Here is a 23,685-nt window from a genome sequence, read left to right as displayed (position 1 = left end):
TTATAAAAGCAGAAAATTAAACATATAGAAAACTGTCGGTTAGACAGTCTAGTGTATCGTTCTGGATATAATCAATTCTTACATAAACGTTTTTTGGATACAGCAAAGGTACAAAAAGCAGATAAATCCTGCAACTGATTCTCTCGTGATCGGGTTTTTAGATCAAATCTGCTTTTCTACTATCTTTGGACGCGTTTTTGCGGAGTTCGATTACAACGCTTAATTTTTAACAATATAAAGTATGATGAACGTATCAAAATTTGCATGGGTCATGACGTTGTCAACGTCCCTATTTGTTGCTTGCAGCGGAGGTAAAGGAACTGGGCAGTCGGAGCAAGAAGATACTCAAGAAGGCACAAGTGTAGTTGAAGGGTTGGGAAACCTTGGTAACCTACAAGATGGCGCTTCTAAAATGGAAGAAATGCAAGCTCAGTTGAAGAACGTTACCAAACTCAGTAACGAAGAGCTTAAAGCATTTTTTCCTGAGAACTTAAATGGCTGGCGTAGATCGGCTTATTCCGGTGGCAACCAAGCTTATGGGGTAGACGTAGCTTCTGGGAATGCCGTTTATGAAGCGCAGGACGACAAAGAATTGATGTTAACCTTGACAGATGGCGCGGGAGAAACAGGGGCGGCAGTGGTGTCATTAATGGCTATGGGCTTGACGATGGATTCGGAAAAGGATTCCGATTATGAGGTGACAAAAAATGAAGATGTGCATGGTTACAGGGCATCAACGCGAGAAACGAAGCCGCAGCAGGAGGGAAGTATTGTTGATTCGGATATCACCTTTATCTATAAAGATCGGTATCTTGTAAAGCTTGAAGGCGATGGTTTCAAGCTTGATGAGTTGAAAGACCTTGTTGGAAAATTGAATTTTAGTGCCTTAAAATAAATCCGTGAAAACGGATTCTTATGTTAGACATATGAAATACACAATTGACCGTCCAGTTTACGGACGGTCAATTTATTATATGTATATTTGTTAGCTAAAAATTAACAAACGCATAATGGAAGAAACCGAACAAAAAATCGGGATGCTGGGCAGTGGAAGTTGGGCGACGGCGATGATCAAGATGTTGGGCGACAACCACGAGAAAAAACAGGTGCTTTGGTGGATCAGAAAAGAGGAAGATCTCGCGTATGTAAAAACCTATAAACACAATCCTACTTATTTAAGTGCGGTAGAACTACGTGTGGATGCCGACCATCTTTTTTCCGATGCGCGTACGGTCATTAAACAATCCGATATCGTTATTCTGAATACACCGTCTGCTTATCTTAAAGACGCACTGAAGGGCGTGGATGCGGCAGATTTCAAAGGTAAGTTGGTTGTCACAGCTATCAAAGGCATTATTCCGGATGAGAACTTGATTGTAGGGGAGTATCTATCTAAAATATACCAAATACCTTTAGCGAATATCATTGTCATTGGCGGACCCTGCCATGCTGAAGAAGTATCGGCAGAGAAACTTTCTTACTTAACGATCGCGGCTAAAGATACAGCAAATGCTGAACGTGTAGCGTCCGTGCTTCGCAACCGTTACATCAACACTATCCTTTCGACAGATGTGTATGGTGTTGAATATGGCGCCGTACTGAAGAATATATACGCGCTGGCAGGTGGCATTTGTCATGGTCTAGGCTTTGGAGATAACTTTATGGCAGTTTTGGTATCCAACGCTATACGGGAGATGGAGACCTGTGTCATGGCGATAGACCCAGAAGCTAATCGCGATATCAATGCCTCTGCTTATTTGGGTGATTTGCTCGTTACTGCTTATTCCCAGTTCAGTCGTAATAGAACCTTTGGACATATGATTGGCAAGGGCTATACGGTGCAGTCTGCGCAGTTGGAAATGAACATGGTAGCGGAAGGGTATTACGCTTCGGCTTGTATACAGAACATAATACAACGATATAACTTGGAGATGCCCATATGTAATATGGTATATCAGATTCTCTATAACAAACAACCTGCTAATGTGGAGGTAAACACCTTAGCATCAAAATTGACTTAATGACGTTAACAAAAGAATATATTGCCCAGACCTATCAGACCATTCAAGATGAAATAACAAAAGGCCTTGAAGATTTGGACGGCAAAGCTACTTTCCAGGAAGAAATTTGGCAACGTGAAGGCGGCGGCGGTGGACGTACGCGGATTATACAGCAAGGAGATATTCTGGAAAAGGGGGGCGTTAATTTTTCTGCCGTACATGGAAAATTGCCAGAGACGATAAAACGTGCATTTGGCGTAGATGAAGAGGATTTTTTTGCTACTGGAATCAGTATTGTTATTCACCCCTATAATCCTTGGGTTCCCATCATTCACATGAATGTTCGTTATTTCGAGTTGAATGAACAAGTTCGTTGGTTCGGAGGAGGAATCGATCTTACCCCGCACTATGTTATCGAAGATGATGCTCGTTTCTTTCATCAAATGATGAAAAATGTATGTGACAGGCATCACCCCGATTTTTACCGTGATTTTAAAACATGGGCAGACAACTACTTCTTTATTAAGCATAGACAGGAGACTCGTGGCGTGGGTGGTGTTTTCTATGATAAATTAACTCCCGCCAAAACAGGATTAACGGAGGAGGGTCTTTTTGCTTTCTCCTGTGATTTGGCACGTACCTTTGTGCCTACCTACACCGAAATAGTCGAACGGAATCGCAGCAAAAAATTCAGTGCTGCAGAAAAAGATTGGCAATTGTTGCGTCGTGGTCGCTACGTCGAATTTAACTTGGTCTACGATTCAGGTACACGCTTCGGATTGGAAACCAATGGGCGCATAGAGTCTATTCTTATGAGCTTGCCGGCGCAGGCCAATTGGGCTTATGATTTTAAACCGCTCCCGGGTTCCTTAGAGGAACAGACGCTTTCTTTGCTAAAGAAAGATGTAAACTGGGTAGTCTAATAATATATACTGTATCTTTTCATGATAGATTATAAACGTTTTACGCTTGATAACGGCTTACGCGTTATCGTACACGAGGATGCAGCGACGGCTATGGCCTGTGTCAATATCCTTTATGATGTCGGCGCTCGCGACGAGTCTCCAGACAAAACGGGTTTTGCGCATTTGTTTGAACACCTCATGTTCGGAGGATCTGTTAACATTCCCAACTTTGATTCGCCTCTGCAAGAGGTAGGCGGGGAGAACAATGCCTTTACCAGCAACGACATAACAAATTACTACATTACCCTGCCAGCAGAAAATGTCGAAACGGCTTTTTGGCTAGAGAGTGACCGTATGTTAAGTCTGGCCTTCAGTGAACACAGCCTAGAAGTGCAGCGTAGTGTTGTCATTGAAGAATTTAAGCAACGGTATTTGAATCAGCCGTATGGCGATGTTTGGTTGAAATTGAGACCTTTAGCCTATAAAGTGCATCCATACAGTTGGGCTACGATTGGTAAGTCGTTAAGCCACATAGAAGATGCTTCTATGGAGGATGTCAGAGCTTTTTTCGATCAACATTATGTACCCAATAATGCTATTATGGTGGTAACGGGTAATGTGGACACGGATCAGATTAAGATGCTGGCGGAGAAATGGTTTGGCGATATTCCCGCGAAACCGCGCATGTCGCGCAGTTTGCCGACAGAGCCGCCACAAACAGAAGCACGTCGGGAGGAAGTGGAAGCGGATGTGCCCGTTGACAGCCTTTATATTGCCTTTCATGGCGTGGATCGACTGCATGCTGACTATCCGGTGATGGATTTACTCTCCGATATACTTTCGCGGGGAAGTTCTTCACGGCTTTATCGCGCGTTGGTTAAAGACCAGCCACTGTTTAGCGAAGTTAATGCGTACGTCATGGGGTCTGTTGACAATAATTTGTTCGTGATAGAAGGTAAGCCCTTACCTCAGGTATCACTAAAGGAAGCAGAACAACAACTTTGGAACCAGCTTCATCTGCTAAGCAATGAGCTTGTTGGCGATTTGGAATTGCAAAAAGTAAAGAACAAAATAGAATCGACTATGGTTTTTGCAGAGCTCTCTATTTTGGATAAGGCGATGAATTTGGCGTTTTACGAAGCCTTGGGAGATGCGAACCTTTATAATTTAGAGGTGGATAAATATCTTGCTGTTTCTAGAGCGGATTTGCAACGTGTTGCCCGACAGGTCTTTGTAAAAGAAAATTCCTCCACATTAATTTACCATGCAAAAGAAGTATCACATGTTGAATAGAAGCTTAGCTCCCGAGAGACATCATATCCAAAATATGTCTCTTATTGAACCGGAGACATTGGTTTTTGATAACGGGTTAAAGGTTTTCGTATTTCGGGCGGAAGATCAGGAACTTGTAAAAGCCGAGTTTGTATTCCAAAATCATTTTGTATCGCCGGAAAATCCGCTTTTACACACCTGTTTAAGCCATATGGTAAAAGAGGGAACACATACGCGAACTAGTGCACAAATTGCAGAGGAGATCGATTTCTACGGCAGTTATCTTATGCCCGAATATAGTTTCGATCATACGGCCGTAAGTCTTTACACCTTGACGAAGCACTTGGGTGCTGTTTTACCGGTACTTTACGATGTCTTGACGGACGCTATTTTTCCAGAGATGGAATTGGAAACCTATGTGAGAAATAATAGGCAAACTTTACAAATATCCCTGCAGAAGAATGACTACCTAGCACGAAGACTATTTTATAAGCATCTGTTCGGTACCACACGTTACGGCGTTACACCTACGATAGAAGCCTACGATCAGCTTAACCGTGAAGACCTGATAGCGCTGTACAAAAGGCAATTTCAAGCTGCGAATGCCACCTTGATTCTTTCCGGCAACATTACGGCGGAAGTTCTGCTGTGTATCCGTGAACTTTTTGAGGGACAATGGTTAAACAGCAGCGACGAGCTTACATTTGTCCGTCCTGAATTTCCCTCTTTTACGCCAGCGTTGGTACTCGAGAACAAACCTGAAGCGCTACAGTCGGCCATACGTTTGGGCATGCCGACGATTAACCGCACACATGCCGACTATCCGGCCGTTCAGTTTGTCAACACACTTTTTGGTGGTTATTTTGGTTCGCGCCTGATGCGGAATATCCGCGAAGACAAAGGTTATACCTATAGCATTGGATCGGCTTCCGCCAGTCTAAAATATAGCGGTTTGTTTACCATCGCAACGGAGGTAGGTGTAGAAACTACGCAGGCAACCCTAACGGAGATCGAACGGGAATTCACCAATTTAAGAAATGAAGGTGCATCCGATCAGGAAATTGACCTAGTAAAAAATTATATGATGGGGTCGATGCTAGGAAGCCTAGAATCTATTTTTTCCCACGCAGATAAATTTAAATCGATATATTTTTCGGGCCTCGGTTATGACTATTATAATCATTATAGCGAAACAATACAGCAGATGACGGCAAGTCGCGTACAGGACATTGCTTGGCGTTATTTTGATTACGATAAATTGACCAAAATAATTGTAGGTACTTTATAGCGCAAAATTGCGATTTCTACCTGTTTCTCACAAGGGCACGTGTATTTGTCTAAAAAAAAGCTAATTTATTTAGTATTTTTAGACAAATATTTGTGTGATGAGTGATCGTATAAAAGAAAAGCTAGAGATTTTAGCAGATGCTGCGAAGTACGATGTGAGCTGCAGTTCCAGCGGCAGTAATCGTAAAAATAAAGATCAAGGTTTGGGAAACACCGGAGCGGGTATATGTCATACGTATACCGAAGATGGCCGTTGCGTATCCTTATTAAAAATCTTGTTAACTAACCATTGCATTTACGATTGTGCCTATTGTGTATCTAGAAAAAGCAATGACATAAAGCGAGCTGCGTTTACTGTACAAGAGGTCGTTGACTTAACGATCAATTTCTACCGACGCAATTACATTGAGGGGCTCTTCCTGAGTTCGGGTATTTTTAAGGATGCGGACTATACAATGGAGCGCTTGGTGTTGATCGCAAAGAAGCTTCGGCAAGAACATAATTTCAACGGCTATATACATTTAAAGACTATTCCAGCTGCTTCTCCCGAACTTATCCATGAGGCCGGCTTATACGCTGATCGGCTGAGTATCAACTTGGAAATACCGACGGATAGCGGTTTAAAACTGTTAGCACCGGAAAAAAATAGGCAGGATATGATTCGACCTATGACCTACTTGAAAGATCAGCTGATGAAAACCCGTGAAGAAAAGAAGTTGTTTAAGACCACGCCTAAATTTGCGCCAGCAGGGCAGAGCACACAGCTTATTATAGGCGCTAGTGGCGAGTCGGATCAGCAGATTATTACGGCCGCGAACTACTTTTATAAAAAGTTTCAAATGAAACGGGTTTACTATTCGGGCTACGTACCTATTTCCTATGATAATCGGCTTCCCGCAATTGGTACAGCGGTGCCTACGGCACGCGAAAATCGACTCTATCAAAGCGATTGGCTGATGCGTTTCTATGGCTTTAACGCCAATGAGATAGTCAATGACAATCATCCTTTACTGGATCTCGATATCGACCCGAAGTTAAGTTGGGCGTTGCGCAATATGGATCGTTTTCCCATTGATATCAATACCGCAGATTATCAGTTGATTTTGCGCGTGCCAGGAATAGGTGTCTCATCGGCTCAAAAAATTGTTGCCGCACGACGGTTTGGAGCATTAAGCCTCGACAATCTAAAAAAAATAGGGGTAGCGGTTAATCGTGCCAAGTACTTTATACGTTGTAAGGGATTTCTACAAATCTATACCGATAAACGGACGGATATTATAAAAAGTTACATCTTAAGTACATCGACAAGTAAATATGTCGGCAGTGCAAATCAACAACTGCAATTGTTTTAAAAGATGCGGCAGGTAGATATGTATTTTGATGGTACCTGGGAAGGGATCTTAACCGCTGTCTTTGAAGTCTTTGAACATCGTGTTTTTCCGCTGACGCTCCAACATAGTAAGGTGCAGCAGCAGGGCATGTTTCAAAGCGTGCATGAAGTGTTGAGCCAGCCGGAGAAAGCCGCACGTGTTAAGAAAGGTCTCTTGGAAAAAGTAGGTAAAATGGGCTATCAAGAGTTGTGGCACGCTTTTCTCTCGGAACTTCCTGAGTCGCCCTGTTTGATTGTTCGCATGGCAACGTACTATTTCCAGGAACAACAGAATGTACGTCAAAACTTCGGTCATGATTTGGTTATCCAACTCAAAAAGATCGTCAAATCTGTTTCCCGAGAAAGACACCGTATGAAGGCCTTTACTCGTTTTCAACGTTTGAAGGATGGCCTTTTTGTCGCCTTGATTGAGCCTGATTTTAATGTCCTGCCTCTTATTCAAAAACATTTTCAGGATCGCTATGCGGATCAGCGATGGCTTATCTTCGATATTCGACGTCATTATGGAATCTATTATGATGAGCAGGCCTGTAATGAGGTCACATTTGGCGACCAAGGGGGGGGAGCTAACAACCGAATGTTGATTGATCTCTACGCAGAGGAAGAACCTTTATATGCGGATCTTTGGAAGCGTTACTTTAAGTCCGTAAATATTGTAGAACGCAAAAATATGAAATTGCATCTGCAACATGTACCCCGTCGTTATTGGCGGCATTTGCACGAAAAATCCTTTGGCTTGGAAGGCTAGGAGAGTGCTGGGTTTTCAATGATGCGAAGAAGGGGTTAAGACACTTCTGTCAATCTGGGCAGGATATTGACTTTCTCTGGATAGCGCTCGGCATACTGTAACACGATGTGCTGCATATAGAAATTGCTGATGCATTTGTCTCGATAGGAAACAATATCTTCTACATTCGACCAGTTGTCCATAAACTCTATAAAGCCGAAAGCGTAGAGTCTATCTTCTTTGTAATAGATATAGCTTTTTTCTTCTTCTGTGCGACCGTTATCAAACAAAATAAATGAATGTTTCGTGTTTTGTAAATAGTCAAAAACAGCATTCATCTTTAAGCTGTATTCATCTAAAGGCGGAATTTGGGTATAGTCCACTTTGCGGTCTTCGCGGGTCTGCGTAGCGGGCGAAAAAAAAGTGCATAGCGCTGGCGCCAAGGCAAAGGTATCCATGAGTTTACTAAGAAACAGATTTGCTTCACCAGCAGTCTCAAAGCACCGCAAATTCTCCATTTGCGGATTTATTTTACTTACCGCTAAACGATCGTATCCGCGAATATCTTGGTAGCGAATAAGCGTATACTTCGGCTCATATCGTTTGAGGGCCCGATTATGGATTGGCCAGTGCTTTTTGATCAATTGGCACTCCATCAAAAGGGCCATCAATTCTGTACCTGCTTCTTCAAAGTCGATGGAGCAGATGTCATTGATAAACTGTTGTCGCCTTAAGCCGGTGTTCGAGCCGCTAAAATGGCTCAATACGCGTTTTTTGATATTGATAGCCTTGCCGACATAGATGATCTTTCCTTTTTTATCCCGAAAAATGTAGATGCCGACCGTCTCCGGCAGTTTGTTAAATTGCTCAACAGACAAATGTGTAGGGAGTCGGTGTTCGATATTTTTTCGTAAGCCCTCTTCGAAATAATTTCCGGTATCGTTTGCCAGTAATAGCTCCACTAATTTCACCGTAGCCTCCGCATCGCCCATCGCACGGTGCCTGCCAGCGATCTTGATACCGAAATGCTGGCAGATGTTTCCCAAGCTGTAAGAAGAATGGCCGGGGAATATCTTTCGCGACAGCCGAACGGTACATAGCTTTGAAGCCTGCCATTCGTAGCCCGCTTGTTTCAATTCTTTAACTAAAAAAGTGTAGTCGAAATTTACATTGTGTGCAACAAATATTTTTCCCTGCAGAAGATGGTAGACATCCTCTGCAATATCGTCAAAGATTGGAGCATCTTCCAGCATGTCTGGCGTAATACCGGTGAGGGTTTGAATAGCTAGGGGGATAATGCATTGCGGGTTGACCAACGATTGATAACGCTCAATCACTTTTTTTCCATTATGAATTAAGATCGCTATTTCCGTAATACGACTTCCTCCCGCATGGCTACCCGTTGTCTCAATATCGACTATCGCAAAATGTTTCTGTTTATTCACCCTGCAATTATACTAATTAAATTAGTATAATTGCAGGATGTTGGAAAAAAAACTTGGTTTGTTTCAGAAAGGAAAGAGCAGCGCTTAATTTATCTTTAAGCCAATTAAATCACGAATGGCTACCGAGGCTATAGCGCCGCCAAATGCAGCCGGTAAGTAGGACATGGTGCCATAAGCTGATTTTTTAAAATTGCTGCCATCCGTATACAACAACGAATCTTTATTCGGAAGTTCTGTAGAGAAGGCTACTTTTACTCCCTTATTGATTCCATGTTTACGTAATTTTTTGCGGATATGCTGTGCCAATTTACAATTGTAAGACTTACTAATATCGGCGATGCGGATCTTCGTTGGGTCAACTTTACCGCCAGCACCCATGGAGCTCACAAAAGGGATGTTAGCTTCTAATGCTCGGCGAATAAAAAAAAGCTTGGGCGTAATACTGTCTATAGCTTCCACACAATAGTCTGGCTGAAGAGCCAGCAAGTCTGGTATCTTTTCAGGAATAATAAAATCCTGCACAACATGAAGTTCTAACTCCGGATTGATCGCCAGTAGACGTTCACGCATAATCTCCGCTTTGGCTACGCCATGGTTGGTAGCAAGTGCGGGAAGCTGTCTATTCCTATTCGAAGGATCTACGGTATCGCCATCAATAATAGTCATCTTCCCAACGCCCGCCCGACAGATAAATTCGGCCGCAAAAGAACCCACACCACCAAGACCCAAAACCATCACATGTGTGTTGGCCAATTTTTCCAACGCCTCCCGACCTGTCAGTGCTTCTGTTCGCGAAAGCCAAGATAAATCTTTCATTCTACTAGTTGATAATTAAATATATGTCTAAAATTTTGATAAATACGTTCCTTCAATTGATCTAACTCAATCTTTCGAACCGCGCAAAAATACATATAAATATCTACTATTTTAGTAGATTTATCATCGGTTTCCAAGAAAACTTTGTCTAGCGGCGCTTGCCTTATGAGATCATCTTTTTTGCCCGAAAGGATGGAAGCGCCCAAACTAATGTAATAACCGTGGTGATAAATTTGTTGGGCTAAAGTAGGATGTTTTTCAAAACCGTGAAAAATGACCGGTACCTGTACCTTTTCTGCTTTTAACAAGCGAATGCATTCTTGATGTGCGCGTACACAGTGCACAATAAGTGGTTTGTTTACTAAGTTGGCAAAGGCGATTTGTTTTCTAAACACATCTTCTTGTAGCGGCCAAGGTGTGTCACATAGTTTATCTAAGCCGCATTCTCCTATGGCCAGTACGGTATCTTTCTTGCCATGATCGTGCAAGGCGTCGAATTGGGCCGTGGTTGGATAGTCTACATACCAAGGATGTATACCGAGTGAGCAAGGAAGCGGGTATAGGTAATTTTTTGAGATAATGATATTGGGCAAGGAAAACTCTTGTGCGGTACTTTCTAAGGTACAGTGCGTATGTATGTCAATAAAGGGAACATGCATACGTCAAATATATACCTTTTTCGGAACAATTCTGCTATCGGCTATCTGTTCAGGTACTTCTACTATTTTTTGAATGTTTAGGATAGCGTAGCTGACAACGTACGCAGTATGGCAGATGCCTTGAGCAAGCATTCCGCATATTCGTGTTCAGCCTCTGCCTCCTGTGTGATGGCTCCACCAGTATGAAATGAAAGCCTTCTGCTTTTCTGGTTATAAAGGATTGATCGAATGACTACATTGAAATCGAAATTTCCGCTTGGCGAAAAGTAGCCCACAGAACCGGCATAGATACCTCGTTTGCTGCCTTCATAGCTGTCACAAAGCTGCATGGCTTTGATTTTCGGCGCGCCGGTCATGGAACCAGCAGGAAATGTGTTTCTAATAGCGCTAATATCCGACGTGTCAGGATCCTTTATACAGGTAACTGTTGATATAAGTTGATGGACTTGCGGAAAGGTATGAACTTCCAGTACGCGCGATGCATCTACAGATGCAGGCGCTGCACTTCGGGTTAAATCGTTGCGCACAAGGTCTACGATCATTACATTCTCTGCACGTTCTTTTGGGTTTTGCAGGAGCCTATTGATCATTTCTTCATCCTCTTGGCTGTTACCTCCTCGTGGGGCAGTTCCTTTAATCGGCTGAGAAATCAATTGCTCGCCGCGTTTGGCTAAAAAGCGCTCGGGCGACGCACAGAGGATATAGTGGTCTTGCAACTTAAAAAAACTAGAAAAGGGCATCGGCGATACACGATTCAAGTGCTGGTAAATAGAGCATGGATCCACGTCAACCGATTCGGCGTAAAACTCTTGGCATAGGTTTACCTCGTAGATGTCTCCACGTTTAATATGCTGCTGCATTTTATCGAAAGTGTCGAGGTATGCTGCTTTTGAAACGCGTTTTTGTATGTTAATATCCCCATCTTTAGGTAAGTTGATAGGAGAGGGACTAAGGCTATTTTCTATCGCTTGAAAAATGTGTTCTGGATTTTCCGATTCAATTTCCACCGTTCCTCCGGTAAAACGAATGATTGTTGCTGGTATAAAAAAGTAAAGCGCTGGAAAACCAAGCTCATCTACATGGTGAGGTGAAAACTGCTCGAGTTCGTTTTTTAGGTCATAACTAAAAAAACCAAGCATCCACGATTGTGAATACTTGGTTCTGAATATTTCTAATTTGCTAAAGCTATCTTTACCCGTATTTGAATGACAGTAGTCTAACGCATCAACAGCTAATAACGCTTCGATCTGCTGGTATTCATCCTCAAAAGCATTGGATTCTAGGAAGCAACACTCGCTGAATTGCTGACCCCACCGCAAGGCTTTGTCTTTAAATTGGGCAATATTAACGTCAAAGATGGCTTTAGCCATTGTTTTGCTTACAATTCAATCGTCTGAACGCGATCTGGACCTACAGAAAGATATTTGATAGGAACTTCTAAAGCTTTCTCCAAATATGCAATGTAGTTTTTCAACGCTGTAGGAATCTCGTCCGTAGAGCGAATTCCGGTAATATCTTCATTCCAACCTTCTACTTCCTCTAAAATAGGCTCGGCAGTGTTTGTGATGATCTCGTAAGGCATATAGTCGATCACCTCGCCATCGTACTTATAGTGCGTACAGACATAGATTTTTTCAAATGTATCCAATACGTCGGCTTTCATCATGATAAGCTCCGTAACACCGTTTAGCATAATCGCATATTTCAACGCCGGAATATCGATCCAACCGGTACGTCGAGCGCGTCCTGTCGTTGCACCGAACTCATGCCCCAATTGGCGCAATTGCTCGCCAGTTTCGTTGTCCAACTCGGTAGGGAATGGGCCTCCGCCCACGCGGGTAGCGTACGCTTTGAAAATACCATATACAGCACCGATTTTGTTTGGCGCTATGCCTAATCCTGTGCAGGCACCTGCTGTCGTCGTATTAGATGAAGTGACGAAAGGGTAAGAGCCAAAATCGACGTCCAACAATGTTCCTTGCGCACCTTCTGCCAATACTTTCTTACCTTCCTTCAGGTAATTGTTCACCAAATGCTCGGCATCAACATGAGGGATGGTTTTTATAAAATCGATAGCAGCTAAAAATGCATTCTCTTTTTCGCTGAAATCTGGAATCTCCCCATAGTGGGAAAGGATTTCCAAATGTTTTGCTTTGAGCTTCTCGTAGCGCTCTTTGAAGTCCGCTAATGTGGTATCACCAACACGTAAGCCATTTCTGCCCGTCTTATCCATGTAGGTCGGTCCAATTCCTTTCAAGGTTGAACCAATCTTTCCGGCACCCATTTTAGATTCTGAGGCAGCATCCAACAACTGGTGAGTAGGGAGGATAAGGTGTGCCTTTCTTGCCAACACTAACTTGCCCTTACCAACGGGGTCAAAACCTGCTGCACGAAGATTGTCAAGTTCTCTTTTAAGGATAATCGGGTCAATCACAACACCACTACCAATGAGGTTTAGGGTGCCTTCATTGAAAATCCCTGAAGGGATAGTGTTCAGGACAAATTTCTTATTGTCAAATTCTAATGTGTGTCCGGCATTAGGACCACCTTGAAAGCGTGCGATCAAATCGTATTTTGGACAAAAAACGTCCACAATTTTTCCTTTACCTTCATCGCCCCATTGCAGGCCCAAAAGCACATCAACTTGCATAATACTGGATATATTGAGATTTAAAATTAAATGATAGTTTCCACTGTCCCTAAAATATAAGTTCAGGAAAAACTAGGCATGCCCGTCTTTCCTGAACAAAGGTAATACAATAATCGGCGATTACTGCATTAATTTGAAATTACAGATTCACTGCTTTCCAATACCGTCTCGGGAGCATTTTTCTTCTGGCAGTCTTCACAAACGCCATATAAGTTTAGCGAATGGTGTTTGATGTCGAACTTCAAGAGATCGCCCATCAAACTTTGAATCTGATTGATGCGCGGGTCACAAAACTCGACCACCTTGTTGCATTCAATACAGATAACGTGGTCATGCTGTTTGAAACCATATGACTTCTCGAACTGTGCCATGTTACGCCCAAATTGGTGTTTCGTGACAAGGTCACAGGAAACTAACAATTCTAAGGTGTTGTATACCGTAGCACGGCTCACTCTATACTTTTTGTTCTTCATGTGGATATAAAGAGACTCCACATCGAAGTGGTCAGAACGAGAATATATCTCTTCTAAAATCGCATAACGTTCCGGTGTCTTTCTTAGATTTTTGTTCTCTAAGTAAGCTTCGAAAATTTTCTTTACCGTTTGGTAGTTTTCGGCTTGATTCATACTTCTATTTAAAATCCCATACAAATTTACCAATTTCCATCGTAAAAAACGACCCTTTTACGAATGATGACATTATGCAGATTAAAGGTCTGCGTCGTAACGTGTTACGCCGGTGATACCGCTGATGTCCTTCAGGTTCTTCATCAAGTTTTCCAGTTGCTCGGTATTATTGACGAATACCATAATGTTTCCTTCAAATATACCTTCGTTACTGGTTATCGCAAGCGAGCGGATATTGACATTGAATTCGCGCGAGATAACATTGGTAATCTTATTGACCAATCCCACATCATCGATACCTACGATGCGTAAGCCCGTAAGGAAAGCCACTTGTGCTTGCGAAGAAGCCCATTTTGCCTTCAATATACGGTAGCCATAATTGGCCATTAGTTTGGATGCATTAGGACAGCTTGTGCGGTGTATCTTAATACCGTCATTGACCGTTAGAAATCCAAATATGTCATCCCCCGGAATCGGGTTGCAACACGGAGCAAGGGTGTAATCCACCTTTTGGTAATCATCACCGATCAGGATGGTGTCAACATCTTTTTTATTGATCTTCTCCACCAAGCCGGAGATGTGCGAGCTAAATTGATTATGGTTATGCTCTGGCGTTTTTTCACTAGCTGCATAGTCGCGCAGGTTTTTGACGTCAATAATCCCTTTTGCTACGTTGTAAAAAAGCTCTTGCGAACTGGGATACTTGAAGTAGTTTGCGATTTTATTGATATTGTCCGTGTTATAGGTGATCTTTAAAGACTTTAGCTTGCGTTCTAAAATCTCCTTGCCATCTTCGGCCACACGTCTTTTCTCTTCTTTTAATGAAGAGCGTATTTTGGACTTCGCTTTAGCGGTGACAACAAAATTCAGCCAATCTTCTTTAGGAGACTGTTTGCTGGAGGTGATGATCTCCACCTGGTCGCCATTTTGCAGTGGATGGGCCAGCGGCACAAGTTTATGGTTCACCTTCGCACCGATACAGGTAGCTCCTATGTCCGAGTGTATTTCAAATGCGAAATCGAGTGCGGTTGCGCCGTTGGGCAATTGCACCAAAGTGCCTTTCGGTGTGAAGATAAAGATTTCGTCCGAAAAGAGGTTCATCTTAAAGTCATCCACAAAGTCAAGCGCATTCTGCTCTGGACTGCTCAGCATGTTGCGAACCTTCTGTATCCATTGGTCTAATCCACTGTCCGAATTAGATTCTTTGTACTTCCAATGCGCAGCAAAACCCTTCTCTGCGATCTCGTTCATACGCTTCGTGCGAATCTGTACTTCCACCCACTGCCCTCTAGGACCCATAACCGTGGTGTGCAGGGACTCATATCCATTCCCTTTCGGGGACGAAACCCAGTCGCGCAAACGATCTGGATTGGGGCGATAAAGGTCGGTAATGATCGAGTATACCTTCCAACATTCGGTTTTTTCACGCTCGGTAGAGGTGTCGATAATTACACGTATGGCAAATAGGTCATAAACTTCCTCAAAAGGAATAGACTTTTTACGCATTTTGTTCCAAATCGAAAAAATAGATTTTGGACGACCAAAAACCTGTGCCTTGATACCCTGTTCCTCAAGAATGCTTTTCACCGGACCGATAAAATCCGCTACAAACTTCTCCCGTTCGGCCTTTTTCTCATTCAGCTTACGTGCTATGAATTTATAGGTGTCCGGATCGGTGTATTTCATGGAAAGGTCTTCCAGCTCTGATTTAATCGCGTAAAGACCCAGCCTGTGCGCCAAGGGTGCATAAAGATAACTGGTTTCCGATGCAATCTTCAATTGTTTGTGACGCGCCATAAATTCCATGGTACGCATGTTATGTAGGCGGTCGGCCAATTTGATTAATATCACACGTACATCATCGGCTAACGTCAGCAGCATCTTGCGGAAATTTTCCGCCTGCATGGAGCTATTGGGATCAAAAATGCCAGAAATCTTGGTGAGGCCATCGATAATTCGCGCGACCTTTTTTCCAAACTGTGTTTCGATTTCCAGTAGCGTTACAGCAGTATCTTCTACCACGTCGTGGAGCAGTGCGCAAACAATGGATGTGGTTCCTAGTCCAATTTCCTCGGCCGCTATTTGCGCTACGGCAATAGGATGATAAATGTAGGGCTCTCCCGATTTTCTACGCATCTCTTTGTGGCTCTCTAATGCCAAATCGAAAGCTTTGCGTATTTCTTGTTTATCGCCTCGTTGCAAGGTGGGTTTACAGGCGCGAAGTAAAGCGCGGTATCTCTTTCTAATTTCCTTGTTTTCTGCTTCAATGTCAATCACATAATCTTCCATAAACACGCTGAAAAAAGTTGCTTTTATATATTTTTGTTTGTATTTTTATTACTGTGTTTCCCAAGGTTGTATGATGGCTGGAAACAATACATAAATATAGCAAATTTTTTACAAATTATAAAATAGGTAAATATTTCCATTTCATGATGACGAGGTTTTTAGTGTTGGGTTTTCTGTTGCTTCTTCTGCCTGAAATAGGTAGGAGTCAGGCGTTGCAGGTGCCACACTATGGCGAGGGTGAAGGGGAAGTTTTACAGAAATATATGACCACGAGATTGGAGACAGGCGAGGTGCTTCCTTGGTTTCCTATTGACGACGTGGTGGTTATCGCTCGCCGCACCTTCAAATCGGAAGAAGATAGGCAACGATATCTGCGCTTGGAAAGAAATGTACTACGGGTATTGCCGTATGCGATCTACGCGCAAAAACGTTATGAGCAATTGGACCGTGAGCTTGCCATGGTATCTTCCAAACGAGAGGAAGCGCGATTGATTAAGGCCTGTGAACAAGAAATAAAAAATAAATTCAATGCGGAGATTAAGAATCTGAGCATTTCGCAAGGGCAGATTTTAATCAAGTTGGTGCAACGTCAAACAGGTAACACAAGCTACGAACTCGTTAAGGAGATGAAAGGCAGCTTATCTGCCTTTTTGTATCAAGGCGTGGCGAAAGTTTTCGGTCATAATCTGAAATCGGTTTATGATCCGCAAGAAGATTTTGAGATAGAGAATATTATACGTGGCTACGAGCGTATGCGGCCCGTGAAAAATTTGTACAACTACTAGTGTTGTCGCTGCTTAGTGATAATTGCGTATGAACAAGAATACGTAGTTCGTGGCAGTTTCTGTGCTTACTGTTAGAGGCTAACACTATATCCGCAATCGCGCTAACCAACATTACATATAAACCAAGGAGGAGATATGCAAACGATTTATGATTTTAACGGACTACAGTTTAATGGGGAAAAGAAATCGTTGGAAGACTTTTCCGGTAAAGTTTTGCTTATCGTGAATACAGCTAGCCGTTGTTTTTTTACGAAGCAATTCCAATCCTTGGAGAAACTCTATCAACAATATCGAGATCGAGGTTTTGAAATATTGGCGTTTCCGTCTAATGATTTTCGGCAACAGGAGCCGATGACAGGGCGGCAACTCGAGACTTTTTGTCGTATTCATGAGCAAGTTACTTTTCCGGTATTCAAACGCATTCATGTTGTAGGCGAATACTGCGATCCGCTATATAAGTTTTTGTCAGATAGGTCTTTAAATGGTTCGGTAGGCGTGCGTCCATACTGGAACTTTCATAAATATTTAATCGATAAGCAAGGAAAGGTTGTAGATTACTTCTACAGCTTTACCAGTCCGCAATCGAGTCGACTTATGACAAAAATAGAACAATTAATTTCGGAACAGTAAACGTTTAAACGTTTATCTTTGCGCCTAAAAGGAGCTCTTATGAAGTTGGATCTATTGGTTATGACGGTTCACCCCGATGACGCTGAGTTAGGCGCAGGAGGCACCATTGCAAAGTATGTAGCAGAAGGTAAACAGGTTGGAATCATCGATTTGACACGGGGAGAGCTAGGTACGCGAGGAACTGCTGAGACACGAAAAAATGAAGCCGCTGCCGCTGCCGCTATTTTGGGCGTTCAAGTGCGTGAAAATTTAGGACTTCGCGATGGTTTTTTTGCGAACGATGTAGAAAACCAATTGCAGATCATTCGCGCTATACGCAAATACCAACCCGAAATCGTGATCACCAATGCATTGGATGATCGCCATCCCGATCACGGTCGCGCTAGCACCTTGGTAAATGATGCGCTATTTTTAAGTGGTTTGCGTCGCATAGAAACCATCTTGGACGGGCAACCTCAAGAGGCTTTCAGACCGCGCCTGCAGCTACAGCTTATCCAAGATAAATATATAAAACCTGATATTTTAATCGATATTACGGCATTTTGGTCGATCAAGGAGCAATCCATTTTAGCCTACGGCACGCAATTCAATGCAAGCACTGATGATGCGGAACCGCAAACCTATATTTCCAATCCGGATTTTATGGAGTCAACGAAAGGCCGTGCGTCGGAATTTGGGCGCAGCATCCAAGTTCGGTATGCAGAGGGGTTTACTGCACGTAAGATTTTAGGTGTGAAGGATATTTTTCAACTCTTTTAAAAACAAGATGGCCTTATCGATAAAATCTGTTCATCATATTGCTATCATCTGTAGCGATTATAAAAGCTCACTCGCCTTTTATTGCGATACATTGGGATTTGAGCTACTATCGGAAACTTATCGTGAAGCCCGCGACTCGTACAAGGCGGATCTGGCTATAGCGGGGCAATACGTGATAGAGCTGTTTTCATTTCCCTCGCCGCCTAAACGCCCCTCTTATCCGGAAGCTGCGGGGCTGAGACATTTGGCATTCACCGTTGAGGACGTTTCAGAGGCTGTGGAAAGGCTAGCGGAACAAGGAATTGCTTGTGAAGCGATACGTACGGATGAGTTAACAGGAAAGCGATTTACTTTTACGGCTGACCCAGATGGTTTACCGATTGAGTTTTATGAAATTTAATAGTCGCGTATTTGTTGCACGATTTGTAAAAAAACAGCGTTTAGCAATTTGAAAAAGCCAAACGCTGTTTTTTTATGCGCTCACTTTTATTAGGTAAACGTTTTAAGCGAAATGGTACAAGAATACGACATCCCCGACATAGGCGGGCTTTGCATTGTCCTTGATCACGAGCGTTGCTTCAATTGTAGCCTTCACCACACCACGTAAATTCAGGATCGATTTAACCTTTGCTTTCAACTGAACTTGATTGTCAACCAATACAGCTTGCCCAAATTTTAAATTTTCTATGCCATAGTTGATTTCCATTTTGACGTTGCGGACATCCGCAATTTGTTTCCACAGATAGGGGATCAAGGATAGGGTGAGGTAGCCGTGGGCAATAGTCGATTTAAAAGGTCCCTCTGTTTCGGCTTTTTCTTTGTCTACATGTATCCATTGATGGTCTAAAGTAGCATCGGCAAACTTATTAATTTGTGCTTGATCAATAGTGTGCCAATCTGATTCGCCGAGTGCTTTCCCCTCGTGCGATTTGTATTCTTCAAAATTGTTGATTATTACCATGCTAGAAATTTGTTTTCTTTTCTTCGATTAATCGTGTATTCAAGGGCTAAATGTATCAAAAAGTATCGATAACGTAAACGTTGCGCAGCAAATTTCAGCACGATTTTTGTACAAATAAGGGGTAAACCTTTCTTAAAATCGATTTTTGGTAATGATGTTACCCAGAAGAATATTGATCACATCATAAAAAAGGAGGTCTATTATGAACCTAGTACAAAAAATTGAACGGTGGGGCGATAACCATCATCCTCGTTGGTTGGATATCTTGCGCATCATGCTGGGTGTAACCCTGTTTGCGAAAGGAGTCAGTTTTGTTAATGACAGCACGGCAGTCGCAGAACTTATCCGACAAACCCATTTCCAACTATCTATTTGGTCGGCGGTGCACTATCTCGTATTTGCCCATCTAGTGGGTGGATTATTTATCATTTTCGGTTTTCAAACTCGTTTGGCTGTGATACTTCAATTGCCAATACTATTTGCGGCCGTATTTTTTGTGAACATCACTAGAGGCTTTAGTTTTTTGAATAGTGAGCTGTGGATTTCGATAGGCGTTTTGTTGCTATTAGTGGTGTTTCTAGTATCGGGATCGGGAAAATATTCTTTAGATCATATGATGAATCGCCCCGGTAACAAGCGATCCATTTAGGGAAGAGGAAAGCAAGGGAAAAAATAAAGCCGGCAATTTGCCGGCTTTATTTTTATGCTACCAAATCTTGATGCGATCTTCTTTCGCTTTATACAATTTGTCTCCCGGTTTGGTTTGGAATGCTTCATGGAAAGCGTCCAAGTTCACGATGGGAGCAAATGCGCGATATTGCGCGGGCGAATGTGGGTCGGTCTTTACCTGATTCACGACAAACTCATCCGTTGTTTTCGTTCTCCAGATGGTAGCCCAAGAGAGGAAGAAGCGCTGCTCTGGTGTAAAACCATCAATCAAGCCTGGATTTCCCTTGTCTTGTAGATACATTTTTAAAGCATCAAACGCTACAGACGAACCTCCTAAGTCACCGATATTTTCACCCAAGGTAAAGCGACCGTTAACGAAGACACCCGGTACTGGCTCGTATGACTCGAATTGAGCAACTAAAGCATTTGTAGCTGCCTCGAATTTCTCTTTATCGGCAGGTGTCCACCAGTTGTTGAGGTTTCCATTACCGTCGTATTGAGAGCCCGAGTCATCAAAACCATGAGAAAGCTCATGTCCGATTACTGCACCGATACCGCCAAAGTTAACGGCAGCGTCTGCTTTGTAATCGTAGAAGGGTACTTGCAATATTGCTGCAGGAAACACGATCTCGTTGAATAGCGGACTGTAATAAGCATTTACCGTTTGTGGCGTCATGCCCCATTCGGTTTTATCTACTGGTTTTCCTTGTTTTGCTAAATTTTCTTGGAAGCTCCAACGACTGATCCCTTTAATGTTGTCGAACAAAGAACTGCCAACAGCTAGCTTGGAATAGTCTTTCCATTTATCTGTATAGCCAATTTTTACTTTAAATTTGGCGAGCTTCTCCAAGGCTTTGACCTTGGTTTCATCCGACATCCAGTCCAAGCTTTGGATATGCATGTTAAAGGATTTTACGAGGTACTGCACCATTTCCTCACAGGCTGCTTTCGCTTCTGGTGGGAAATTTTCCTTCACGTAAAGCTTGCCTAAAAGTTCGCCGACGGTTCCATTCACAAACTCTAGCCCACGTTTTTCCAATTCACGTTGTTCTTTTTGACCGCGTAGCTTTCTGCCATAAAAATCAAACGACAATTCATCCAGTTCTTTCGTCAGGTATCCGGTTGCATCGTTCATGACATTGAACTTCAGATATTCTTTGATGACCGGAAGATTTTCTTGGTTCACTATCTTATCCAAATTTTGGTAGTACTTGAGCTCGCCAATAATCACTGTGTCTGCAGTGAATCCCAATTGCTTGATGTAAGCTGCGATGTCTACATTTTTTACCATCTTGCCAAGATCGGCTACGGCAACAGGATTGTAGCGTTTTTGGGCGTCTCGCGACTCTTCAATCGTCTTTAGGTAGGATGCGATTTCCTTTTCAAAGGCCAGCACCTTCGGTCCTTTAAGATCGCGTGTGCGTTGGTCTACTTTGCTGTATAAAGTCGATATAAACTGTGCATATTGCGCTAGCGTCTCGGTATTTTTCTCGTCTACTTTTTGGTAGTATGATCGACCGAGTCCCAATCCGCCGCCACCAAGATAAACGGCGTTGATATCGCTGTTTTTCATGTGTGCAGATACATATGCGCTGAAAAAGGGATTCCCGCGCTCAGGACCTACTTCCAACAGGTACTTGTATAAGCCTTTGATATCTTTAATGGCATCTATTTTTGCCAGATAAGGCTTAATCGGAGAAATGCCCAGCTTGTTCCGTGTTTCGAAATCTACATATGACTTATACAGATCGGCTATTTTTTGCCCATCCGAGCCTTTTTCGAAATTTGTGCTGAGAGATTCTTTCAGAATTTTAAGCACCGCAATATCCGTATGTTCACGTAGCTCGTCGAAAGAACCCCAACGCGCCTTGTCGGATGGAATTTCCACGGTTTTCATCCAATTTCCGTTCACATAATTGTAAAAGTCATCTTGAGGACGAACGGCGTTATCCATATAAGATAAGTTGATCGCTTGATGTTGTTGTGAAAAAGCGAATCCTCCAGATACAGCCATTACAACTGCCATAGCAAGAATTTTTTTCATATAATGTTATTTAGTTTATCCTTGCAAACTTAACAAAAGTTGATTGAAAAAACCGTAACGATTGCGTAACATAAGTCGTGGATTTTGCGTATTTTGCCCTATGTATTGGGAGCTAGATGGCCATCATATCGAGGTGCGGTTGAGAGAGTCGGGGACAATAGAGATTTTGCGATGGGATGAGGATGCTAAGATTGTATATCTTCCTGCGGGCTTATCGCAAGCTGAAGCGATGTGGTCCATACGGAATTTATTACAGGAAAAGATTAAATCGGCTCCCCACGTGCCGCCTTTGCAGCTACACGTTTTCGGTAGGCATTGGGCGCTGGTACCGCAATGGACATCGAAGAGTTGCTACATAAAAAACGGAGCGATTTATGTTCACGCTTCTCGATTTAAATCGGGCACAAGACAGTTACATGTTCTTGAGCAAGAACTCTTGCGCCAAAAGGTTATCGAGCTAATGGGGAAATGGGAGGATTTTTTTAGTTGTATATTACCTGATGCAACATTCCGTAAAAATGAACATCGCCCGTTTAGTGTTTCTATAGCGAATAAAAAGATAACCTTCGACAAAGGATTGCTACGCTTTTCTATGGAGCAGATCGAATATTGTGTGTTTCGTGCCTGTTGTATTTATCTATCCGTTGAACCGAAGACAATGGATGCCGTCATTCATCAGCGCTTTCCATCAGCCAAATTATTCGAAAAAATATTTCAACATGAGTACAAACGCTATAGTTAGACTGGAGATTCCGATAGCAAATACATTGTTTTTGCGATTACTTGCGCAACCTTCGAACCTGCTGTCTATTCTTTCCAAAGAAAATGTACAGCAGATCAGCGATCATGTCGTTGAACAGCTGAAGGATCGAGACGGTGGCCCAGTGCTTACAGACTTACACTTGCTCAAGTTTCGTTATGATGAGTCGACAGGTGAGGGGAGTTTTAGATTACATTTTCGGATTAGTCGCCAATATTGCTGTTCCGATATCAGTGGGTGCGCCGATGATTATCTAGACTTTAAATTTGTATACCGCGATGAAAATTTCGTAGCTGAGGCAGCCTATTTTCAATGGAGCCTAGATAACTAAGCTCCATGCCATAAATCGCATTTAATTAACCTTTGCGTAGATATTTTGTTAAGATGACTATCGTTTGTCCATCTATTTTTCCTTCGATTTGCGCCACATTATCCGCCACAAGGCGAATATTTTTAACAACGGTGCCGAGTTTTGCAGACAGGGTTGATCCTTTTACATCCAATGTTTTGATGAGGACTACCGTGTCCCAGTCGTACAGCCTTGTATTGTTAACGTCTTGGTGAAATTCCACTGTCCCATCTTGTTCATGATCACCCGTTTTTTTCGCCCAAGAAAGGGTTTCATCATCAAGATACAGCATGTCTAAATTGTCTGCTGCCCAAGCTTCTTGTCGCATACGATTCAACATACGCCAAGCCAGCACCTGTACAGCAGGAAATGCAGACCACATGCTTTCGGATAGTGGTCGCCAATGACTGGCGTTCAGCTGTTCCTTTTTTTCAATTTGATCCAAACAGGTTTGACACACATAGACGCTAGTTTCTATTGTTTGTTGATCATGTGGGGGAACGGTGTAAACGCTTAAATTGTTATTGTGCGAACATAGTTCACAGCTGCTGTTGCTTCGTTCTATAAGTTGCTTTTCAATCGACATGATACCGGTATTTTGCTGGCGAAAATACAAAATTAATAGAAGATATTTGGCCGACATTTTGCAGTGGATAACAAAA

Annotated in this window: 24 protein-coding genes; 14 read left to right on the top strand and 10 right to left on the bottom strand. The window is 42.7% G+C overall.

Annotated elements, in window-relative coordinates:
* Positions 1 to 241: 241 nt before the first annotated feature.
* The 7 genes from SCB77_RS00655 (at position 242) to SCB77_RS00625 (ending at position 7,602) form a co-directional block, all read left to right on the top strand.
* Positions 242 to 895 carry a hypothetical protein gene (locus SCB77_RS00655; protein WP_320184503.1) on the top strand — a complete coding sequence of 218 codons (654 nt, stop codon included), beginning with the start codon at positions 242 to 244 and terminating at the stop codon, positions 893 to 895.
* A 115-nt stretch (positions 896 to 1,010) separates the two neighbouring features.
* Positions 1,011 to 2,021 (top strand): NAD(P)H-dependent glycerol-3-phosphate dehydrogenase, encoded by a 1,011-nt coding sequence (locus SCB77_RS00650; protein WP_320184502.1) that lies wholly within the window; start codon positions 1,011 to 1,013, stop codon positions 2,019 to 2,021.
* On the top strand, positions 2,021 to 2,923 hold the full coding sequence (gene hemF, locus SCB77_RS00645; protein WP_320184501.1) for an oxygen-dependent coproporphyrinogen oxidase: 903 nt from the start codon (positions 2,021 to 2,023) through the stop codon (positions 2,921 to 2,923). The genes SCB77_RS00650 and hemF overlap by 1 nt, the downstream gene beginning before the upstream one ends.
* Before the next feature lie 21 nt (positions 2,924 to 2,944).
* Positions 2,945 to 4,198, top strand: coding sequence for a M16 family metallopeptidase (locus tag SCB77_RS00640; protein ID WP_320184500.1), 1,254 nt, complete (start codon positions 2,945 to 2,947; stop codon positions 4,196 to 4,198).
* The gene (locus tag SCB77_RS00635; RefSeq protein ID WP_320184499.1) at positions 4,188 to 5,465 is read left to right on the top strand and encodes a M16 family metallopeptidase; all 1,278 of its coding nucleotides are present in this window, start codon (positions 4,188 to 4,190) and stop codon (positions 5,463 to 5,465) included. Before SCB77_RS00640 ends, SCB77_RS00635 begins: the two co-directional genes overlap by 11 nt.
* A 97-nt stretch (positions 5,466 to 5,562) precedes the next feature.
* Positions 5,563 to 6,816, top strand: coding sequence for a putative DNA modification/repair radical SAM protein (locus SCB77_RS00630; protein ID WP_320184498.1), 1,254 nt, complete (start codon positions 5,563 to 5,565; stop codon positions 6,814 to 6,816).
* 3 nt (positions 6,817 to 6,819) lie between these two features.
* Positions 6,820 to 7,602, top strand: a complete 783-nt coding sequence (locus SCB77_RS00625) for a TIGR03915 family putative DNA repair protein (protein ID WP_320184497.1) — start codon at positions 6,820 to 6,822, stop codon at positions 7,600 to 7,602.
* Between the two features lie 35 nt (positions 7,603 to 7,637).
* On the opposite strand, the gene SCB77_RS00620 is transcribed toward SCB77_RS00625, so the two are convergent.
* The 7 genes from SCB77_RS00620 to SCB77_RS00590 all read right to left on the bottom strand — a co-directional run bounded on the left by SCB77_RS00620 (position 7,638) and on the right by SCB77_RS00590 (position 16,066).
* Entirely contained in the window at positions 7,638 to 9,026 is a 1,389-nt protein-coding gene (locus SCB77_RS00620; RefSeq protein WP_320184496.1) for an exonuclease domain-containing protein, read from the bottom strand.
* 84 nt (positions 9,027 to 9,110) lie between these two features.
* Positions 9,111 to 9,842, bottom strand: coding sequence for a tRNA threonylcarbamoyladenosine dehydratase (locus SCB77_RS00615; RefSeq protein WP_320184495.1), 732 nt, complete (start codon positions 9,840 to 9,842; stop codon positions 9,111 to 9,113).
* Positions 9,839 to 10,501 (bottom strand): TatD family hydrolase, encoded by a 663-nt coding sequence (locus tag SCB77_RS00610; protein ID WP_320184494.1) that lies wholly within the window; start codon positions 10,499 to 10,501, stop codon positions 9,839 to 9,841. Before SCB77_RS00610 ends, SCB77_RS00615 begins: the two co-directional genes overlap by 4 nt.
* Positions 10,502 to 10,578: 77 nt before the next feature.
* Complete coding sequence (locus tag SCB77_RS00605; protein ID WP_320184493.1) at positions 10,579 to 11,871, bottom strand: anthranilate synthase component I family protein; 1,293 nt, start codon at positions 11,869 to 11,871, stop codon at positions 10,579 to 10,581.
* Between the two features lie 8 nt (positions 11,872 to 11,879).
* Positions 11,880 to 13,151: an adenylosuccinate synthase gene (locus SCB77_RS00600; protein WP_320184492.1), complete on the bottom strand. Its 1,272-nt coding sequence runs from the start codon at positions 13,149 to 13,151 to the stop codon at positions 11,880 to 11,882.
* 128 nt (positions 13,152 to 13,279) lie between these two features.
* The gene (locus tag SCB77_RS00595; protein WP_320184491.1) at positions 13,280 to 13,777 is read right to left on the bottom strand and encodes a Fur family transcriptional regulator; all 498 of its coding nucleotides are present in this window, start codon (positions 13,775 to 13,777) and stop codon (positions 13,280 to 13,282) included.
* 81 nt (positions 13,778 to 13,858) lie between these two features.
* Positions 13,859 to 16,066, bottom strand: a complete 2,208-nt coding sequence (locus tag SCB77_RS00590) for a RelA/SpoT family protein (protein WP_320184490.1) — start codon at positions 16,064 to 16,066, stop codon at positions 13,859 to 13,861.
* Positions 16,067 to 16,209: 143 nt separating this feature from the next.
* On the opposite strand from SCB77_RS00590, the gene SCB77_RS00585 reads away from it, so the two are divergent.
* The 4 genes from SCB77_RS00585 to SCB77_RS00570 all read left to right on the top strand — a co-directional run bounded on the left by SCB77_RS00585 (position 16,210) and on the right by SCB77_RS00570 (position 18,640).
* Positions 16,210 to 16,851, top strand: coding sequence for a DUF4294 domain-containing protein (locus SCB77_RS00585; protein WP_320184489.1), 642 nt, complete (start codon positions 16,210 to 16,212; stop codon positions 16,849 to 16,851).
* A 135-nt stretch (positions 16,852 to 16,986) separates the two neighbouring features.
* Positions 16,987 to 17,481, top strand: coding sequence for a glutathione peroxidase (locus tag SCB77_RS00580; protein ID WP_320184488.1), 495 nt, complete (start codon positions 16,987 to 16,989; stop codon positions 17,479 to 17,481).
* 39 nt (positions 17,482 to 17,520) lie between these two features.
* On the top strand, positions 17,521 to 18,240 hold the full coding sequence (bshB1, locus tag SCB77_RS00575) for a bacillithiol biosynthesis deacetylase BshB1 (RefSeq protein ID WP_320184487.1): 720 nt from the start codon (positions 17,521 to 17,523) through the stop codon (positions 18,238 to 18,240).
* A gap of 7 nt (positions 18,241 to 18,247) precedes the next feature.
* Positions 18,248 to 18,640 (top strand): VOC family protein, encoded by a 393-nt coding sequence (locus SCB77_RS00570; protein WP_320184486.1) that lies wholly within the window; start codon positions 18,248 to 18,250, stop codon positions 18,638 to 18,640.
* Positions 18,641 to 18,742: 102 nt separating this feature from the next.
* On the opposite strand, the gene SCB77_RS00565 is transcribed toward SCB77_RS00570, so the two are convergent.
* Positions 18,743 to 19,201, bottom strand: a complete 459-nt coding sequence (locus SCB77_RS00565; RefSeq protein WP_320184485.1) for a MaoC family dehydratase — start codon at positions 19,199 to 19,201, stop codon at positions 18,743 to 18,745.
* A 202-nt stretch (positions 19,202 to 19,403) separates the two neighbouring features.
* Here SCB77_RS00565 and SCB77_RS00560 point away from each other — a divergent pair, with 202 nt between their 5' ends.
* Entirely contained in the window at positions 19,404 to 19,850 is a 447-nt protein-coding gene (locus tag SCB77_RS00560) for a DoxX family protein (RefSeq protein ID WP_320184484.1), read from the top strand.
* A gap of 57 nt (positions 19,851 to 19,907) precedes the next feature.
* Here the strand turns inward: SCB77_RS00560 and SCB77_RS00555 are convergent, their stop codons facing one another.
* Positions 19,908 to 21,896 carry a M13 family metallopeptidase gene (locus SCB77_RS00555; RefSeq protein WP_320184483.1) on the bottom strand — a complete coding sequence of 663 codons (1,989 nt, stop codon included), beginning with the start codon at positions 21,894 to 21,896 and terminating at the stop codon, positions 19,908 to 19,910.
* Positions 21,897 to 22,014: 118 nt separating this feature from the next.
* Between SCB77_RS00555 and SCB77_RS00550 the strand changes: the two genes are divergently transcribed.
* Entirely contained in the window at positions 22,015 to 22,656 is a 642-nt protein-coding gene (locus SCB77_RS00550; protein ID WP_320184482.1) for a hypothetical protein, read from the top strand.
* Positions 22,634 to 23,005 carry a hypothetical protein gene (locus SCB77_RS00545; RefSeq protein ID WP_320184481.1) on the top strand — a complete coding sequence of 124 codons (372 nt, stop codon included), beginning with the start codon at positions 22,634 to 22,636 and terminating at the stop codon, positions 23,003 to 23,005. Before SCB77_RS00550 ends, SCB77_RS00545 begins: the two co-directional genes overlap by 23 nt.
* Positions 23,006 to 23,030: 25 nt before the next feature.
* Here the strand turns inward: SCB77_RS00545 and SCB77_RS00540 are convergent, their stop codons facing one another.
* Entirely contained in the window at positions 23,031 to 23,609 is a 579-nt protein-coding gene (locus tag SCB77_RS00540; protein ID WP_320184480.1) for a PhnA domain-containing protein, read from the bottom strand.
* Positions 23,610 to 23,685 lie beyond the last annotated feature (76 nt).

The sequence above is a fragment of the Sphingobacterium bambusae genome, from assembly GCF_033955345.1.
GTDB classification, from domain to species: Bacteria; Bacteroidota; Bacteroidia; order Sphingobacteriales; family Sphingobacteriaceae; genus Sphingobacterium; species Sphingobacterium bambusae.
Note: the sequence above shows the minus strand (reverse complement) of the source record. Positions and strands in the feature narration are given on the sequence as shown.

Coding starts and splice junctions, on each gene's coding strand:
- SCB77_RS00655 (WP_320184503.1), top strand. CDS start 242: ATGATGAACGTATCAAAATTTGCATGGGTCATGACGTTGTCAACGTCC.
- SCB77_RS00650 (WP_320184502.1), top strand. CDS start 1,011: ATGGAAGAAACCGAACAAAAAATCGGGATGCTGGGCAGTGGAAGTTGG.
- hemF (WP_320184501.1), top strand. CDS start 2,021: ATGACGTTAACAAAAGAATATATTGCCCAGACCTATCAGACCATTCAA.
- SCB77_RS00640 (WP_320184500.1), top strand. CDS start 2,945: ATGATAGATTATAAACGTTTTACGCTTGATAACGGCTTACGCGTTATC.
- SCB77_RS00635 (WP_320184499.1), top strand. CDS start 4,188: ATGTTGAATAGAAGCTTAGCTCCCGAGAGACATCATATCCAAAATATG.
- SCB77_RS00630 (WP_320184498.1), top strand. CDS start 5,563: ATGAGTGATCGTATAAAAGAAAAGCTAGAGATTTTAGCAGATGCTGCG.
- SCB77_RS00625 (WP_320184497.1), top strand. CDS start 6,820: ATGCGGCAGGTAGATATGTATTTTGATGGTACCTGGGAAGGGATCTTA.
- SCB77_RS00615 (WP_320184495.1), bottom strand. CDS start 9,842: ATGAAAGATTTATCTTGGCTTTCGCGAACAGAAGCACTGACAGGTCGG.
- SCB77_RS00610 (WP_320184494.1), bottom strand. CDS start 10,501: ATGCATGTTCCCTTTATTGACATACATACGCACTGTACCTTAGAAAGT.
- SCB77_RS00605 (WP_320184493.1), bottom strand. CDS start 11,871: ATGGCTAAAGCCATCTTTGACGTTAATATTGCCCAATTTAAAGACAAA.
- SCB77_RS00600 (WP_320184492.1), bottom strand. CDS start 13,151: ATGCAAGTTGATGTGCTTTTGGGCCTGCAATGGGGCGATGAAGGTAAA.
- SCB77_RS00595 (WP_320184491.1), bottom strand. CDS start 13,777: ATGAATCAAGCCGAAAACTACCAAACGGTAAAGAAAATTTTCGAAGCT.
- SCB77_RS00590 (WP_320184490.1), bottom strand. CDS start 16,066: ATGGAAGATTATGTGATTGACATTGAAGCAGAAAACAAGGAAATTAGA.
- SCB77_RS00585 (WP_320184489.1), top strand. CDS start 16,210: ATGATGACGAGGTTTTTAGTGTTGGGTTTTCTGTTGCTTCTTCTGCCT.
- SCB77_RS00580 (WP_320184488.1), top strand. CDS start 16,987: ATGCAAACGATTTATGATTTTAACGGACTACAGTTTAATGGGGAAAAG.
- bshB1 (WP_320184487.1), top strand. CDS start 17,521: ATGAAGTTGGATCTATTGGTTATGACGGTTCACCCCGATGACGCTGAG.
- SCB77_RS00570 (WP_320184486.1), top strand. CDS start 18,248: ATGGCCTTATCGATAAAATCTGTTCATCATATTGCTATCATCTGTAGC.
- SCB77_RS00565 (WP_320184485.1), bottom strand. CDS start 19,201: ATGGTAATAATCAACAATTTTGAAGAATACAAATCGCACGAGGGGAAA.
- SCB77_RS00560 (WP_320184484.1), top strand. CDS start 19,404: ATGAACCTAGTACAAAAAATTGAACGGTGGGGCGATAACCATCATCCT.
- SCB77_RS00555 (WP_320184483.1), bottom strand. CDS start 21,896: ATGGCAGTTGTAATGGCTGTATCTGGAGGATTCGCTTTTTCACAACAA.
- SCB77_RS00550 (WP_320184482.1), top strand. CDS start 22,015: ATGTATTGGGAGCTAGATGGCCATCATATCGAGGTGCGGTTGAGAGAG.
- SCB77_RS00545 (WP_320184481.1), top strand. CDS start 22,634: ATGAGTACAAACGCTATAGTTAGACTGGAGATTCCGATAGCAAATACA.
- SCB77_RS00540 (WP_320184480.1), bottom strand. CDS start 23,609: ATGTCGATTGAAAAGCAACTTATAGAACGAAGCAACAGCAGCTGTGAA.